Origin of the sequence: Alkalinema sp. FACHB-956 (genome assembly GCF_014697025.1) — a bacterium.
Lineage (GTDB): Bacteria > Cyanobacteriota > Cyanobacteriia > Leptolyngbyales > Leptolyngbyaceae > Alkalinema.
The window spans coordinates 65485-82097 of record NZ_JACJRC010000016.1; the positions used below are offsets into that span (position 1 = coordinate 65485).

The window sequence follows — 16613 nt, forward strand, 5'->3', positions numbered from 1 at the left end:
TAAGGGAGGCGATCGGGTTGCTGTCTAGATTGCGGCCTTAGTCTTTCCCCGAGTTAACGATCGGGTTTAATGCCAATCAAAAGCGCGAGTTCTAACCATTTCCAATAGCAATCCACATCGACAAACCCAATTTCCCGCAGCCATTGCAATTGCGTTCCCATCTCCAATAACTGATTTGATGGATCATCGTTTTCCGGCAAAATATTGAGCCTTTCTAAAAACCGATGGTGCACCCGTTGCGAAGGGGAGGCTACGTGTTCCAGATTGCAAAAAATACCGCCCGGTTGCAGGTGGCTAAAAATTTCCTGATAGAGCGATCGCTTACGATCGTGGCTCAAGTGGTGAATCGCGAAACTGGAAACGATCGCGTCAAACTGACCTAGGTCGGGTAACGGCTGATCTAAATTGTGCTGAACGATGGTAACGGTCGGATCATCGGCAAAGCGATCGCGCACTGCCGTCAGCATCGTGGGCGAGAAATCAAGGGCGGTGGCGACACTGACCGATCGGGTGGCTTTGACTAAGGCCAGTAAGCGACCATTGCCTGTCCCCAAGTCCAAGACGCGATCGATCTGTGGCGGTAAGTGTTCTAGCAGCGTAGTTTCGCCGTCTTTGCGGTGGGGAATGGTGTCGGCCCGTTCCAAATAGCTGAGGGCATGGCTGGCCTGATCCCAGAGGTTCATAGAGACTCCCAGAAATGAAGATGATTGAATATACTACAAATACTACAAACCTGCAAAACCAACTGTGCAAAATCTCTAGATGGAATTCTTGCTGATTGCTGGGGGGGATAAAATTCAGCAGACAGGGTGTTCCTGGTTTTGGATTGGGGCTAGAGTGGTTGAGGAGTCAGGGTTGTGGCTCTGCGGCTGGCAACTGACTGATGATTTCCTAGCCCACTTCTGACCCCGCTTCTAACTCACTTCTAACCCACTTCTAACCCACAGGTGATCTATGCCGGACTGGTTCTCTCAATCTGCCGATCACACGATCGATCGTGCCCTGCCCGAATTTGTACCCCATGCATCTCGTATGGCGCAAATTCAAGACCCGATTATTCCGATCGTGGGAGAGCTGATCCGCCAGCATCCGGGAACCATTTCCCTAGGACAAGGGGTAGTGAACTATCCGCCGCCGCCCCAGGCTTTGGAACAGGTAGCCCAGCAGTTTTCCAGTCCAGCGATGCATCTCTACAATGCAGTGGAGGGATTACCGGCGTTACGATCGGCGATCGGGCAAAAACTAGCCGTTGACAATCACATTCATCTCAGTGATTCCCAAGCCGTTGTGGTGACGGCGGGGAGTAATATGGCGTTTATGAATACCGTATTGGCGATTACGCAACCGGGGGATGAAATCATTTTATTAACGCCCTACTATTTCAACCATGAAATGGCGATCGGGATGGCGGGGTGTAAGGCAGTGCTGGTGCCGACGGATGCGAACTATCAGCCCAAGGTAGAGTGGATTCGGGCTGCGGTGACCGATCGAACACGGGCGATCGTAACGATTTCGCCCAATAATCCAACGGGGGCGGTGTATCCCCGCGAGACGTTACAGGCGATTAATCAACTGTGTCGGGAATATCAGATTTACCACATCAGCGATGAAGCCTATGATTACTTTACCTATGGGGTTGAGCATGTTTCTCCCGCTTCCTTAGAGAATAGCGCTGACCATACAATTTCGTTGTTTAGTTTATCGAAAGCCTATGGGTTTGCGGGTTGGCGCATTGGCTATATGGTCATTCCCATAGCGTTGCTACCAGCGGTGCGCAAGATTCAAGATACGATTTTGATTTGTCCGCCTTTAGCATCACAATATGCCGCGATCGGAGCGTTGCAGGTGGGCCGATCGTACTGTGAGGAAAAGTTCAAAGCCATTCAGCAAACGCGGGAAATTGTACTGAATGAGTTGGCGAAAATTTCCCACTTTTGTACAGTGCCACCGGCGGAGGGGGCATTTTACTTTTTCCTGCGGTTGGCAACGGAGGGGGATGCGATGGCGATCGTTGAGCAATTGGTGCAGCAATTTGGGGTGGCGGCGATTCCAGGGAGTACCTTTGGCATGACGGAGGGGTGTTATCTGCGGGTAGCCTATGGCGCATTGGCTCCAGAGACGGCGGCGGAAGGCATCGGGCGATTGGTCAAAGGGTTAGCCGCGATCGTAGACTCGGAGGGCTAATTCTCCGCTGGGTCTGGCTCGTCGAGGCTGGGCAGTTGGTCGAGGGGCAGTTGGGTGAGGCGGGCGATGGTTTCGGGGGCCATGCCTTCCCGCAACATGGCTAGGGCGATTTCACGGCTTTTGGCGACTGCACCCTGTTCGATGCCCTGCTGGACGCCTTGTTCAATGCCCTGCTGGACACCTTGTTCGATACCTTGTTGAATCTTTTGGTTCCATTCGGCTTCAATTTGTTCGTAGGTAATCGCTAAGGCCATGGTTACCTCCTGGAGATCTTTACTTAGATTTTGCCTTGCTTTGAGGTTGGTCTGCAAGACGGTGATGTGACGGATGCTGAGTTCGCGGTAGGGATGGTTTTTAGGTAATGCCATGAGTTCTTGGATGGCGCGGCGTTGGACGTTGTCGCGCCCCAGAAGTCGGAGCCAGAGGGTGTCGAGGGTTTCGGGGAGTTGGTGGACGGCGATGACGGCGGCTCGATCGCCTTCTGGGAGGAAGTAGATGCCTTCGCCCCAGGTTTCGGTTTGGGTCATGCCGAATTTTTTCTGCATGCGTTGGGAGAGGGTGGGGCTGATCATCCAGAGGAAGGGGCGTTGGTCGAATTGGAAGCGGCGGTTGTCCTGCTGGGCTTTGCGGACGAGTTTGAAGCCGAGGATGGTGGATTTCGATCGACAGTTGCAGATTTCGGCTCCGGGGATGGCGTTGCGGAAGGGTTCGATCAGGCAGGGTTGGGTGATCATACGCCCGAGGCGGCCAATGGGGGCGGGGAGGAGTTCGGGGTTGGGTTGGAAGTAGACATCGACGTTGCGGATTTCGCCGGAGATGGGGAATTCGGTTTCGACGGTGCCGAAGTCGGAGAGGAATTCTTTCATCCAGTCTTTGGCGAATTCGTCGTGGAGGGTGCGGGACATGGGGAATGGGTGGGAGAGTAGGAGGGTTAGGGATGATTGGGGGATAGTGAGGACAATGGGGATTGGAATGCTGGAGCGATTACTAGGAGAGTCGATCGCGTTCCATCTTGCTCACATACTGCCAATTGGAACCAGGAACGGGAACGGGGGGACTCCAGCGCATCCTATCGCTAAACCGCAACACATACAATTGATTGATGGTGGATTGGACTTCTTCGCGGGTGCCCAAGAGATAAAATTGCAGGGGTTTACGATCGCCCTCGATCGCGCGATCGAGATCGTCAAAGCTAGCAAACATGGGGATTTCTCCTGTGTAGGGATGGGAGGAAACCCCAAAAATTAAAGCCACCCTCTGTGCAGGACAAGTAGGGTGGCCCGATCGAATGTTACAATCCGTGTCAGACCGCCTAGCTGCTAATCTCAGCTTGGGGGGTTTAGCTGCCCTCCGTTGTTGGTAGCAACGTTGGGTAGCGCCTTAATTTTTGGGAAACAAGCTGATCGAATCGGGAAGTTAAACACGGTTGTAATCAGCTATGGAAACATAGCCTACGGATAACTCGGGGAACTGTCAAGCACCGTGAGACACTTCGCAACAATGGCGATCGGCAACATCAAACAGGCTTGCATCCCGCGATCAGTGGCTAAATTCACCGGACAACAGGGCTAAGCAATGCGATCGCTCACCTGCTGAAACAACTGCTGCACCAGATCTAAATTTTTATCACCGGGCTGATTTTCTACCCCACTGGAAAGATCAATCCCCTGGGGCTGAATCAGGGTTAGGGCTTCGCGAACATTCTGGGGCGTCAGGCCCCCCGCCAGCAGCCACGGCTTCTTAGGACGAAAGGTCTGCAACGTTTGCCAATCCAGCGTCTTGCCTGTGCCGCCGCCCAGCGTGGGGTGATAGGCATCCAGCAACAGCCAGTCTACATGGGGTTCATAGATTTGCGTATAGTCGAGATCCTCGATCGTGCGAATGCGAAACGCCTTAATCAATTCCACACCGGGCAATAATTCCCGCAGGCGATCGCAGTCTTCCGTCGATTCGTTTCCGTGCAGTTGGATACTGGTCAACCCGGCAACCTTGGCAATTTCCCCGATCGCTGCGATCGTCTCATTCATGAACACCCCCACCCGCGCCACCGTCTCCGGCAATTCTGCCCCAACGGCTTGGATCTGGGCTGGAGTCACATAGCGAGGTGACTGGGGCACACAGATAAACCCCAAGGCATTAGCCCCCAACGCCGCGATCGCCCGCCCTTGCTCCGGCATAGTAATGCCACAAATTTTAATACGCAAACCCATGAAATATCGCCCTAGAAAGAATAGAAACCCAGCTATATCAGCATTTCAGCATAGCTAATAGGCCAGCATCGCCCAAAATCTGTCACAGAATCCTCAAAGCTTCGTTGCAAAACTTAATCAGTTTGTTAACTCTTCAAACGATTGATCGAGATTGGTCAATCTATATCCCTATAATCCCATTAATGGCGATTCGCGCACCCACAACAGTGTTGCTCTCATTCCACGACTCTAACGTGCGGTCGGTGAATTGCCAACAATTCGAAGTGTTGTCATGGTTCTGGTTGATGGGGTTTCCTTCAGCCAGTTTTTATTTGGGGCTATTTTTTCAGCCTGGTTTTTCTGGGGCATGATGAATGATCGCTTTGGGATTCCGCGATCGTTCCCCTGACTGGAGTTAGGTTATTTAGACATCTCTCTTAATTTAGACATCTCCCTTAATGGGCGATCGGCTTCACCCTATCTGTAGACGGAACCTGCCGTGATCCCCTCTAGGGTAATCACTAGGCGTTCCTGCACAGGATGCGTTTCCACGATCGCCGCTGATAATTCACTTCTAAATCATTTAAGGAGAACTTCTATGCCAAACGTGACAGCCCAGGGAAAAACCTTTGCAGTCCCCTACGAAGCTAATTTAAGAGAAGCACTGCTTGAGCAAGATATCGACCTGTACAACGGTGCCGCCAAGCTGCTCAACTGCCATGGCCATAGTAGCTGTGGTAGCTGTCTTGTCAAAATTGAAGGGATGGTTTCTGAACCCACCGAATTTGAAAAGCTGAGAATGGCGATTCCGCCCCACTCCCAGCACCACGATCGCCGGTTGGCTTGCCAAGCAAAAGTCCTCGGTGATGTCAGAGTGACCAAATATGACGGTCACTTTGGTACAGGTGATGAAGTTGCTTGGACTCCCGATCAAAATCTCGTGGCAGAACCTGTAACTCATTAAACTGAACCTTTCCGACTCACCTTGAACGAGATCGGCTTCACCTAAAATGAGTCTTCATTCAATCAGCATTGATAAACTGATTGGATGGGCATTGATGGACGGTGGAGCTTTTCCTGAATTGCGGTATTTCTGACGATTAACCCTGTCGCGATCGCAGAATTCAGGCCGAGCAATCGGTTTTAGTTCTGCAACCAGGGACTAGAAATCGTGGGTTGTAGATAGATTTGGGCGAGGTTGAACTTTATGGAAATTGCGGTAGTCCAAATAGCGATCGCCGGACTGGGAAAGATGAAAAATATCCATAAAGTAATGATCCCACATCACTTCATAATTACTATAGATATTACGTGCATGAATCGTTTCTGTAACAGTTTCATCAATGCCAATTAACGAAACAATCAATTGGGCATGGGAGGCGGCTAAGGACTCTGGTGTCTCTCCATAGAGAGGGCTAGTCTCCGAGATGGGATGCATAATATTCCACGTCAACATGAAACTGGGGGTGCGCGATCGCAGCAGAGGCAATTCATGGAACCGTCGAATAAACTCGCCTTCCAGCGTATATTCATCCCGAATTAAATATAACCGTGCCTCGGCTTCCAAAATTTGATTGCGCCGTTGGTTGGCCGATCGTAGGGTCAGTGTAGGCACACCATTATGGGGCGCAATGACCGCGTACTTGCTGAAGATAATCCGCGCAGTGGGACGGGCAAAGCGGGCAAATGCCAATCCGGTGACAACGGCAATCATCAACAGGCTCATAATGGCCTCCAGAGTGACGATCGTATTGGCATAGGTCGTCTTAGGTGCAATCACCCCATAGCCGATCGACCCTAACGTATGCACACTAAAGAAAAATGCATCCTCAAAAGATCCAGAACGAGCTCCTGTCAACCCATCCGGCTCTAAAAGATATAATACCGCAAATACAGTGTTGATTAATAAATAAACACTAGAAACAATTCCAAAGAAACCCCACCAAGGAACAGTCAGCATTAAGTGATAGGGATCCCGCCAATAGGTATACCAAGCATTGAACCTATCCACCTGTAACTGACCATTCTGGTTCGCAATCCGGATCACACCGTGTCGTCCATGACTGGCCGATCGACGAAATGAGAGCGGCAAAGGAGGCTTCTTCATGGGGGTACCCACCCGAACAATACTGTCTAGTGTAAAGGTCTAGAAGTAATATTGAGGGTGAAAGGGGAAGAGGCGCTAGGCGGAGGAGTCGTGGGTGCACGATGTAATCGATCGCCTAGCTGAGTTCACTTGACTGCCTATGCAATTTGCAGTCTTAAACGGGGCTCAAACTAAACTGACCACAGGTTTCGATTTGCCAATTGGGATCTAACGATTTGAGAGGGCGATTGGCAACCAAACTGAAATCATTCATGGCTCCAAAGCCCACATGACCCGTCAAGCGGTTACGCCAAAGAATATCAACTTTACCGTCGTTGTTAAAATCACCCGTATCCTGAATCAGCCAATTGGGATCTGCCCGCTGGGCAATGCTGTATCCGGCCTGCACTGTAGTGTTGTCCATGTGCCAGATGGCGGTTATGCTGGCTGTCGTATGTTCCCAGATAATATCCAGCTTGCCATCGCGATTCATATCTGCAATCCCCTTCACGGTCCAGTTCAAGTCTGCGACTGCGGTTAAAACAGTTCCACCAGCAATTTGGCCATTGTTCAAGTGCCACAGAACATTGTATCCCTGCCGCTGATGTCGCCAGAATAAATCAACTTGTTTATCTCCGTTGAAATCCCCCAAGCCAACGATTTCCCAGGCGGTATCGGCGACGGTACCCAACTTTGCTGAACTGGCGATCGAAAAATTATTGAGATGCCAAGTGACTAAATCCCCTGTGCGGCGATTTCTCCACAGTAGATCGGTATTTTGATCTTGATTAAAATCCGCTACCCCAGCAATTTGCCAGCTTAAATCCTGCATTGTGCCAAAATTGATCGAAGCTTCATAGGTGCAACCCGCCATCTTCCAAAAAGCGAGTACACCTGTGCGATCGTTGCACCAGAGCAAATCTTGATCTCCGTCTCGATCAAAATCCCCTCGGGCAGCCACTTGCCAGGCGGCATCGGCGACCGTGGGCAAGTCATGGGTGACGATCGTTTGATCGGGTTTAATTTCCCATAATTGAGTTTGCCCCGTCTTGATATTGCGAAATAAAAGTTCAGTGTTACTACTAGCTGCGCTGGGAACGGCCATTCCAGGCAGGGAGGTATTGAGCGGCTGGGTCGAATTCAAAGCGGTGGGGGATTGAATCGCTAGGGGGGCCGGAGTTTCCCAGCTTAAAGCACTGCTAAAAGACATAAATTTTGCTTGACTGCTTCCAAGGACAAACGCAAACGAACTGAGTATCTGAATGGTGAAAAACTGGCAATCACACTGCCAGAAGTTTCTTTGTTGTAGTTGATTGACTGGGGGCTTGCCGTCCGAAGAACTGCGCAGGGTCTTTCAGCTTTTACCAAAGGTTAATCAACAGTTACGGAAGCTACGGAGGGACAGCTTGGCAACAGTTGAACGGTCTGAAATCGCCCATTCCAGCTCTCCAACGACGGGCTCCGATCTCGATCGTGACAATGCATAACAACGGCATAACAACGTATGACAACGTATAACAACGCTTAAAACAAGCCGTAATCCATCGGCCTAGACTAGATGAGAGCGGTATAATTGGCTCAACTTTTGCATTCAGTAAGGTTATCTGTCCCAGACTGGCTAATGCTGACTGTAACCAGCGCTTGCTACTGGTTCCATAAGTTTTTCATTTACGCTATCTGCTGTATTTGGTGTTAGATCGCAATGTTGAAAAAGGGTTCTTCCGCGAAGCAGGTGCCATTGGCATTTGCATTAGTCATCGCCACCATGCCTTCAGTGCTGATGACTTCTACGACGCCTGCACCAATCACGTTGGCACAAACGGCTAATCCCCCCTCGTTGCCTCCATCACTCCCCCAGGGCTCGATCGTGCGGATTGACGGTTCTGGAAGTTTAGCCGCTGTCAATCAGGCGTTGAAGCAGAGTTTTGAGCGCAAGTATACGGGTAGTAAAGTTGATTTTGCCAGTCGTGGGACTGATCAGGGGCTACAAGCTTTAAATGCGGGTCAAGTCGATCTGGCCTCGATCGGGCGATCGCTCACCAGCGCAGAAAAGGCCCAGGGATTGGTTGCAATTCCCATCAAGCGCGAAAAGATCGCGATGGTGGTGGGAGAAAATAACCCCTTCAATGGCAGTCTAACGATTCACCAATTTGCCAAAATTTTCCGGGGGGAACTGAAGGATTGGTCCCAGGTGGGGGGGGAGGCTGGCCCGATTCGCCTCGTCGATTTACCCGATGTCAGCGATACGCGCCAAGCCTTTCCCAATTACCCCGTGTTCCAATCGGCTCCGTTTCAAGCGGTGGCCACAGCCACCAAGTTAACCGATGAGGAGCCAGGGTCGATCGCTCAAAAGGTTGGCTCCGACGGCATTGGCTATGTTACGGCTGACCAAGTGGCCAACCTGACGGGCGTCAAGGTGCTGGCGATGCATGATGTCTTGCCCACCGATCCCCGCTATCCCTTCTCCCAGCCCTTGGCCTATGGCTACAAAAAAGGCAAGCTGACTCCGGCCGCTCAAGCATTCCTGGCATCAGTGGCTGATTCCAGTGGGCGGCAGGCCATTCAATCCGTGAGTTCGCCTGGAGCCGAGATCCCTAATGTCAATGCTGAAGTGGCCAATGCGATCGCGGTGGGCACGACGGCCCTCGCCGCTGGCAACACTGCCGCTAAACCGACGGGGACGGAGACAACGGCAAGCCCTGCGGCAACTGCGGCTCCGGCAACTGCTGGAACCGGCTTACAAGCGCAGGCTCCGACGGGGACGACTGCTCCCACAGCTTCCACTACTCCCACAGATTCCACTGCGGGCACGGCTTCCAATGCCGCCAGTCCCGATGCTACTAGTACCAATCGCGTTGGTGCAGTTGAGGCTGGATTGCCTGGTTGGTTGTGGTTCCTCCTCCCGATCGGGGCAGCAGCGGTGCTATGGTGGAGTCTCAAAGGGCACAAGACTGACTCTGCACCTTCCTCTGGAGAGATTTCCCCTGGGACAGTTCCCCCGGCGGAAATGCCACCGACTGAGTTAGGCGCAGTGCCGTCAGCGGCGGGGGCTATGGATGGATCTGTGCCCGATCCTGGGTTGGAAGCAGTCCCCTTAGCAGCAGCTTCCTTAGCAGCAGCTCCCTTGGCAGCAGCAACGGAGGAACCCGTAGCCGCCGTGGAACCCAACTCCCGTTGTGCAGAAACTTCGGCAATCCCGCTCACGACGGCGGAAATGGCAGCTCCTACCGCGATCGATGCCGATGGGGATGGCATTCCCGATGGGGTTGCAGAAACGGCCCCCCGATCGATCGATGGCAATGCCATGGGCTTACTCTTTCCTGGGTTAGCCGCAGGTGCAGCGGGGTTGGCAGCGGCAGGATTGGCTGCTGGGTCTACTGCACCGGATGAACCTGCCTTAGCCCCTGAAGCTGTACCAGTGCCTGAACCTGCCTCAGCCCCTGAACCGATCACCCAATTGCCGCCCCAAGTGCAGCCCTCACCGGAGGAGCAGTTCACAGAAGTGGGGTTAGAAAGCAATTTCGCCAATCTAACCGCAGTTTCGTCGGATGTAACCGCAGGTGCGCCGGAGCCTTCCGCCCCCCTCACCCCACCAGCGGATTCGGCAGCGGTGACGGCCCCGTCCCCGGATTTCGAGCCCCCCAAGGTTGCTGTCAATCCCCTAGCCGCCGGAGCCGCGATCGTGGGAGGAGCCGCCGCAATGGGGGCCACCTTTGCCATGACTGCTGATGATCCCACTCAAACCCAAGTGGAAGCGACCAAGTTTGATGTGGGCCAAACGGATCTCAGTAGTGAAGCCCTGGCCACCGTTGATGACGGGTTACCGGAGCTGCCCGATGGCTATGGCGAGAGTCGGATTGTGCTGATGCCTCGCGATCCGCAATGGGCCTATGCCTACTGGGATGTGTCGAATGACCAGCGGGATGCCGTGCGACGCCAAGGCGGACAACAGTTGGCCCTGCGTCTCTATGATTCGACGGATGTAGATCTGAGCTATCAGAACCCCCACAGTATGCAGCAGTATGCCTGTGATGAAATGTCGCGGGATTGGTATTTGCCGGTGCCGGTCAGCGATCGCGATTATGTGGCGGAAATTGGCTATGTCACGGGGGATGGACGATGGCTGATGTTGGCGCGATCGAATACCGTGCGGATTCCGCCGGTCTATCCCTCCGATTGGTTTGATGAGCAGTTTATTACGGTGGATTGGCAGGAGGAGCTCCCAGGCAAGACCTTCCTGGAATTGGTGCCACCGGGAACGGCTCCGGGCGATCGATCCATGTTCCCGCCGATCTTTGGGTTATCTCAGGATGCGGAAGCGATGCGGATTGCGGGTTCACTCTTTGGCTCAATGCACCAGTTACCATCTTCTGCCATCAGTTCCTTTATTTTCCCGTCGGGAATGGGAATGTGGAGTTTGCCCACCCCCTCCGGGATGGGAATGTCCGGCATTACAGGCATGTCGGGCGTAGGGTTCTCTGCCTCAATGCCACCGGAACGATCGCGCAAATTCTGGATGGTGGCCGATGCTGAGCTGATTGTCTATGGTGCAACGGAGCCAGATGCCACAGTTACGATCGGTGGCGTTCCCATCAAACTCAATTCCGATGGGACGTTCCGCTTCCACCTATCCTTCCAAGATGGTGTACTGGACTATCCCATCATGGCCGTCGCTGCTGACGGAGAACAGATGCGACAAATCCGGATGCGGTTTATGCGCGAAACCCCCTTGCGCAACACCAACACCAAAGACGACGCCACAGAAGAACGGTTCTAGCCCTCGCCCAAGGCTCATGGGGAAGAAGGGGAACAGGTGAAAAATGTTCGATCGTTGCGTTTTCAGCGATCAAACAGCCCTACTCCCCACTTTCTACTCCCTACAACCCCAAAAGTTCAACGGACAGATCCTTCCTACCGCCCACTCAAAAATTGCGAACCCAGATTCAGCGGTAATCGTGGTGCACCCAGAATCGATTCATACAATTCCTCTACCCGAGTAATATTGTTGCTAAGGGTGTAACGGTCTAAAACCCGTTGTCTAGCCTTTTGTCCCAAGAGTGCTGTCAGTTCCGGATGATCGCGGAACATTGGCAATAGGGTTTGTAACTGCGTGGCCACCGATTGAGTCGTTCGCATAATGACACCCGCCCCTTCCTCTAACACTTCGCCATCGGCCCCAGCATCCGTTGCAATGCAAGCCAGCCCGCAGGACATCGCTTCTAGGAGTGACAAAGACAGTCCTTCCACTAACGATGGCAGGATAAACACATCCGCACTGCGCAAAATATCAATCCGTTTTGCTTCTTCCGCCACAAAACCCAGCCATTTCACGCCGATCTCTTCGCCATATTGTGACTTGAGCGGTGCGAGCAATGGCCCACTCCCCACCATGAGTAGTTTGCTATTGTTGCCCATGTTGGAGGCTTTCCAGGCGCGCAGCAAGGCTTCCACGTTCTTCTCTGGAGCAATGCGACCTTGGTAGACAAACACCCGATCGCCCCGCCAGCGGCCTTGGTATCTTGACTCGCCGGGACAGTATTTTTCCACATCGACGCCGTTGGGAATCACAGCGACCCGTTCTGCTGGGACGCCTAGTTTAACTAATAAATCCTTTTGTAAATAGGAAAAAACAATGACCCGATCGTAGTTGGCCAGCGCCGGGGCATAGAGTTGGTACATCAAATACTGTGTCCCAGAGGCCCAGTTGCGCAATTGGTTATCAAAAGCGGGATGGAAGGTGGCGACGAGGGGCACGCCCAACTCTTCACAGAGTTCCGGGAGCCGGAAATCCAAGGGCGAGAGCGTCAAAGATGCATGGACGACATCGGGTTTTAGCTTTTTGAGCGATCGCAACAGCACTTTGCTCGATCGCAGTTTGGGCAAGGTGTAAATCTGCGACTTAAACAGAAACGGAATGGTCACCTCTTGGAAGTTGGGAACGTTGTCCGGCACTTCATCTTCCCGATCCGCCTGGGAAAAGTGGAAGAAGCTGACGCGGTGGCCTCGATCGAGCAACGCATTGGTCACTTCGCGACCGTAGGTTACGTTGCCACAGAAGGGTGATTTTTTTCCCAACCAAGCGATGTGCATAAAGACTACTCCGTCACCATAGGGTTGATTTGAGTATGCAAAGCAAACCCCAGAAAAGCGAGTCGCAATGACCGAATCTCGGGTGTCGCTGCAATTGTGATCGATCTTGTGAGGATGCGGAGTGAGGAACGCAAACCCTAGGTTGCTCGGCAATCAACCCAGTTAGTTACCCAGAACCTAGCCCAGTTACGGGCGGACAGTGGCAACGTTGTATCATTCCCTAGGCCAACGCTACGGGAAATCTGTTAGGCATTTTGATCCCGAGAGATGTACCAAGTCAATCCACCGCCCGCTAGAGCCGCCCCCGCCAGAATCAGAAACACCACTTTTAAGCCCAAAACCGATTCCCCGACTCCAGCCAGTACCAACGGCAAGCTCAAGGCCACATTCACTGCATTATTTTGCAAGCCAAAGACCTTGCCCCGCATATCTTCGGGCGTTTCCTGCTGAATTGCGGTTTGCATGGGAATCCCGATCGCCGCTGCAAAGAACCCTGTCAAGGCGATCGCGAGTAGGGATAACCAAAGGTGGTGGTAGGTGAACGCTAATCCCACCAACGAAGCAGCCATCCCCAAGGATCCGTATACACCTAGGCGGTTGTGGGAAATCTTCTGGCCAAAGTTACCTAGCAATGCAGCTCCGATCGCCATGCCAACGCCCCCAGCTGCCAGAAGGAAGCCAAACTGAGAGGACTTGATTTCCGGCATTACCTCCGCTAGCCGTACTGCTAAAACCGAGAGTGCTGCAAAAATAGAGAACAGAATCACCAGCTGGATCAGCGCCGCCCGGACATGGGCCTGAACGCTTAGATATTTTAGGCCATCCTTAATATCCTCAAAGACGTGGGGCTGTTCGACGGGAACCTCCGATTTCTGCTCGCCCGTTTTCAGCAATAGCAGAATAATGCCCGCTAGGGCATACCCCCCACCTACCACAATTTCCTTGCCCAAATCCGAAATTCCAAAGCCCGCCACCAACTGGTCGGCCAAGGCTAGGAGCGGTTCTCCCACGGCAAACCCTACAATCACCGAAGCCATCATGGTGGTGGTGTAGAGGGAGTTGGCGGAGAGCAAGTGACGCTTTTCGACGATTAACGGAATGACGGACTGCTCAGCAGGGGCAAAAAATTGGGTCAGGGTGGAGACCAAAAAGGTGACTCCCAGCAGCAAAATAAATCCAACGGGTGTGGTGCCCCAACTGCCCCAGTCCTTGACAAACCAAAGCAGAGGCGGAAGGGTTACCACCAGCAACCCTCGCAAAAGATTGGTAAAGACCAACACGCCCTTTTTAGACCAGCGATCGACATAGACTCCCGCGATCGACCCAAACAGAATGGCTGGAATGGTAAAGGCCACCATGGTGGAAGAAACCCAGCCGCTAATGGGCTGATCATCGGCCTGAAAGCGACTCGCAATCAGGGCAATCATCAACACGAGATACACCTTATCCGCCAACTGCGAAAAAACCTGACCCGCCCACAGCGTCAAAAAATTACGATTCTTTAAAACGGGAACAAACCCCTGTTCACTTTCCGAGTTAGGCAGGGCAGATTGAGAGGAAGACGTAGCCGATTCACCCGCCACTGAGGTTCTATCCGACGTTTTATAGAGGTTATCTAACGATTTATCTAATGGAGATTTATCTGACGATTTATCTTCTAAAGACTTGTCTAATGCGGGCTTATCTAAGGTCGGTTTCTCAAAGGGCACAACTTTAGATTCTGTAGGGCCACTGGTCAAGTTACTTCGGGGAAAGGGTTTCCCAGAGGTCGGCGCATGGGTCTTGCGGGGAGGTTCTGACGACACAGGTTGGTGCATACCGACTATTGGATTACCTGGAGGCTAGTGAATACCGGGAGAGCTAGATGATCCGTTATCCCAAAGTTTACCACTTGTAACAGTAGAGTTTGGGGGCGATCGCGAGGAGATTTTGTGGGGATGAAACGTCTCTTAGGGGGAACTGGAATCCGCTGCCCCGAAGAGACGATCGATCAATTTGGCTGAGCGAATCGATCGATCGAAATGATACGCCGTACATCGCCGCAAAAGCCGTTCGATAGATAACCATGCCATATCCGTAGACATGCCTCGAGGTAAGCGATCCGGATCGATCACAGGACAAAGGGTTTCCGCTAATTGCTGCATGACAGTGACCTGAGTGGATCCCAATTGTAGAGGCCGGATCACTCGTTTTGTCGAGTAGATCTGAGCCGGACGTTCTGCCACTCGCACCAAGCCACAGCTAGACTCCGAAAGAATGATCTGTTCATCTTCAGGATCCACGTTTGCCCGTTGCTGCTCAGCCTCAAATTGGTTGAGGGCTGCTAGGGTAACGGCTCCTCCTGCTTCGATACTAAACGCTACTCGCCAATTCGGGTTGTCCAATTCCGGTTGCACGGGGTCTCCGCTGAGGCAACACTGATGCATTTGGGGGGCAATTCCCGCGTAGGCTAGGAGTTGGAAAATGCCGTGGGTGAGGCAGGGTAGGATTTCCGGAGTCGCTGCCTGTTCAACTCGGCTTAAATGCTCAATCAGCAAATAAAATAAGCCCTCCTGCACTAAATCAATGACAGCTTGCTGCAAGGCTAACTCCACGAGGTATTGCCCTGCGGTGAGTTTTTTGATATCGAGGGCGAGTTTGGGAAAGGATTCGATCGACTCCGCTTGCAGGACTTTATCCATGGACTTGCCCTTGGCAATCAGCAGGTCATTGACCACAAAAAGCGCACTCCGACCGGATAGCCGCGACTTTTGTTTGCGGGCACCCGGTGCAATCACCCGCAGTAAACCCTGTTCTTTGGTCAAAATGGTCAGGATCCGATCGGCCTCTCCGATCGGCTTACTTTTCAAATTAATTCCCGTGACTTTATAAGTCCGCGACATTCAGTTCAGTCCTTCAGTAACTCCCTAATAAGTCCTTATCAATTTTTGAAGCAGACTGAAGTGGTGAGTCTGCTGGGTTGCCTGTCAAGTCTGCTGGGTTGCCTGTTTCACGATATCAATGCCCCGTGAGGTTCCCAAGCGCGTGGCTCCAGCCATCACAAGTTCCAAGGCTTGCTCAGCGGTACGAATGCCCCCCGATGCTTTAATGCCAACCCGATCGCGGGAGATTTGTTTTAACAGGCGAATATCTTCCACCGTCGCGCCCCCAGTCCAACCGGTACTGGTTTTCAAAAAGGCGGCTCCGGCATCCATGGCAATTTCTGCGGCCATTTGCTTTTCTTCGGCGGTCAAGTAAGCCATTTCCAAAATCACCTTGACCGTTTGTCCCGTTGCTTCACAAATTTCGGCAATTTCGCGATGAACCTCATCGTGTCGCCCTGCCTTGAGCCAACCGAGATTAATGACCAGATCTAATTCCGTTGCTCCCTGTTCTGTGGCGATTTGGGCTTCGTATAACTTGACCGCAGATGTATTTGCGCCGGTGGGGAACCCAATGACGGTACAGACTGCGGTAGATTTCCCATGGAGTAGCTTAACGGCCTGGGAAACATAACAGGGTGAAAGACAAACGGCGGCAAAGCCAAACCGATCGGCCTCTTCACACCATTGAGTCACCATTTCCGGTGTCGCGATCGGACTCAGCAATGAATGATCGATTAAAGGCGCAAAATCAATTGCCCTGTAGTCTAGTACCACGCCATCCCCCATTTCTGATAAGAGAACTTTACCTGCGAGAAACGTAAATCTACCCTCTAGATCCTCCGTTTCTGCTCTCTTGTTTTTGCTCTCCTATTGTAGAGTTCGGGGCTGAGCTGGGTATTCTCAATCAGTTGAGGATAGTTTTACCGGGTTCCTGACCCCTGAGTCATGATGGGGGGGGGATTGGGATGGGGGACAAACTGCGGGTAAAATTCCGAAGACCCATTGGATGGGACTGGCTTTTCTGGCATTTGCTTTTCTGGCATTTGCTTTTCTGTGACGAACAGATAAGCCGGAGCAACGGTTGGCCCCTGTGCACTTCTGCACTGGGAAGCGGAATTCAGGCCAGAAAAAATGACGGCGGTCGTCGTGGCCGAGATGGTAATCAGGACGATTTTCAAAACAGCATTCATCTTAGTCGAG

General features: G+C 52.4%; 13 protein-coding genes and 2 pseudogenes. 4 read left to right on the plus strand and 11 right to left on the minus strand.

Annotation, left to right across the window (positions count from 1 at the left end):
* Positions 1–53 precede the first annotated feature (53 nt).
* Entirely contained in the window at positions 54–683 is a 630-nt protein-coding gene (locus tag H6G21_RS16640) for a class I SAM-dependent methyltransferase (RefSeq protein ID WP_190574548.1), read from the minus strand.
* Between the two features lie 349 nt (positions 684–1032).
* Here H6G21_RS16640 and H6G21_RS16645 point away from each other — a divergent pair, with 349 nt between their 5' ends.
* Positions 1033–2184, plus strand: a complete 1152-nt coding sequence (locus tag H6G21_RS16645; protein ID WP_190574610.1) for a pyridoxal phosphate-dependent aminotransferase — start codon at positions 1033–1035, stop codon at positions 2182–2184.
* On the opposite strand, the gene H6G21_RS16650 is transcribed toward H6G21_RS16645, so the two are convergent.
* The 3 genes from H6G21_RS16650 to H6G21_RS16660 all read right to left on the minus strand — a co-directional run bounded on the left by H6G21_RS16650 (position 2181) and on the right by H6G21_RS16660 (position 4388).
* Positions 2181–3089 (minus strand): hypothetical protein, encoded by a 909-nt coding sequence (locus H6G21_RS16650; RefSeq protein WP_190574549.1) that lies wholly within the window; start codon positions 3087–3089, stop codon positions 2181–2183. The two genes, H6G21_RS16645 and H6G21_RS16650, sit on opposite strands and share 4 nt — an antisense overlap.
* 82 nt (positions 3090–3171) lie before the next feature.
* Complete coding sequence (locus H6G21_RS16655) at positions 3172–3387, minus strand: hypothetical protein (RefSeq protein WP_190574550.1); 216 nt, start codon at positions 3385–3387, stop codon at positions 3172–3174.
* A gap of 365 nt (positions 3388–3752) precedes the next feature.
* Entirely contained in the window at positions 3753–4388 is a 636-nt protein-coding gene (locus H6G21_RS16660; RefSeq protein WP_190574611.1) for a phosphoribosylanthranilate isomerase, read from the minus strand.
* Between the two features lie 583 nt (positions 4389–4971).
* On the opposite strand from H6G21_RS16660, the gene H6G21_RS16665 reads away from it, so the two are divergent.
* Positions 4972–5337, plus strand: coding sequence for a 2Fe-2S iron-sulfur cluster binding domain-containing protein (locus H6G21_RS16665; RefSeq protein WP_190574551.1), 366 nt, complete (start codon positions 4972–4974; stop codon positions 5335–5337).
* Positions 5338–5535: 198 nt separating this feature from the next.
* On the opposite strand, the gene H6G21_RS16670 is transcribed toward H6G21_RS16665, so the two are convergent.
* Positions 5536–6480 (minus strand): ion channel, encoded by a 945-nt coding sequence (locus H6G21_RS16670; RefSeq protein ID WP_190574552.1) that lies wholly within the window; start codon positions 6478–6480, stop codon positions 5536–5538.
* Positions 6481–6634: 154 nt separating this feature from the next.
* A complete protein-coding gene (locus H6G21_RS16675; RefSeq protein WP_190574553.1) occupies positions 6635–7669 on the minus strand; it encodes a VCBS repeat-containing protein in 1035 nt (344 codons plus the stop codon).
* Positions 7670–8239: 570 nt separating this feature from the next.
* Between H6G21_RS16675 and H6G21_RS25745 the strand changes: the two are divergent.
* Positions 8240–8977, plus strand: a pseudogene (locus H6G21_RS25745) (substrate-binding domain-containing protein); the annotation flags it as partial.
* Between the two features lie 1230 nt (positions 8978–10207).
* A pseudogene (locus H6G21_RS25750) lies at positions 10208–11236 on the plus strand (DUF4912 domain-containing protein); the annotation flags it as partial.
* Between the two features lie 134 nt (positions 11237–11370).
* Here the strand turns inward: H6G21_RS25750 and H6G21_RS16685 are convergent.
* The 5 genes from H6G21_RS16685 to H6G21_RS16705 form a co-directional block, all read right to left on the minus strand.
* Positions 11371–12549, minus strand: coding sequence for a glycosyltransferase family 4 protein (locus tag H6G21_RS16685; protein WP_190574555.1), 1179 nt, complete (start codon positions 12547–12549; stop codon positions 11371–11373).
* 245 nt (positions 12550–12794) lie between these two features.
* Complete coding sequence (locus tag H6G21_RS16690; protein ID WP_190574556.1) at positions 12795–14366, minus strand: MFS transporter; 1572 nt, start codon at positions 14364–14366, stop codon at positions 12795–12797.
* Between the two features lie 132 nt (positions 14367–14498).
* Positions 14499–15431: a DNA repair protein RecO gene (gene recO, locus H6G21_RS16695; RefSeq protein ID WP_190574557.1), complete on the minus strand. Its 933-nt coding sequence runs from the start codon at positions 15429–15431 to the stop codon at positions 14499–14501.
* Between the two features lie 84 nt (positions 15432–15515).
* Positions 15516–16187 carry a deoxyribose-phosphate aldolase gene (deoC, locus tag H6G21_RS16700; RefSeq protein ID WP_190574558.1) on the minus strand — a complete coding sequence of 224 codons (672 nt, stop codon included), beginning with the start codon at positions 16185–16187 and terminating at the stop codon, positions 15516–15518.
* A gap of 146 nt (positions 16188–16333) precedes the next feature.
* Positions 16334–16603, minus strand: a complete 270-nt coding sequence (locus H6G21_RS16705) for a hypothetical protein (protein WP_190574559.1) — start codon at positions 16601–16603, stop codon at positions 16334–16336.
* Between the last annotated feature and the right edge of the window lie 10 nt (positions 16604–16613).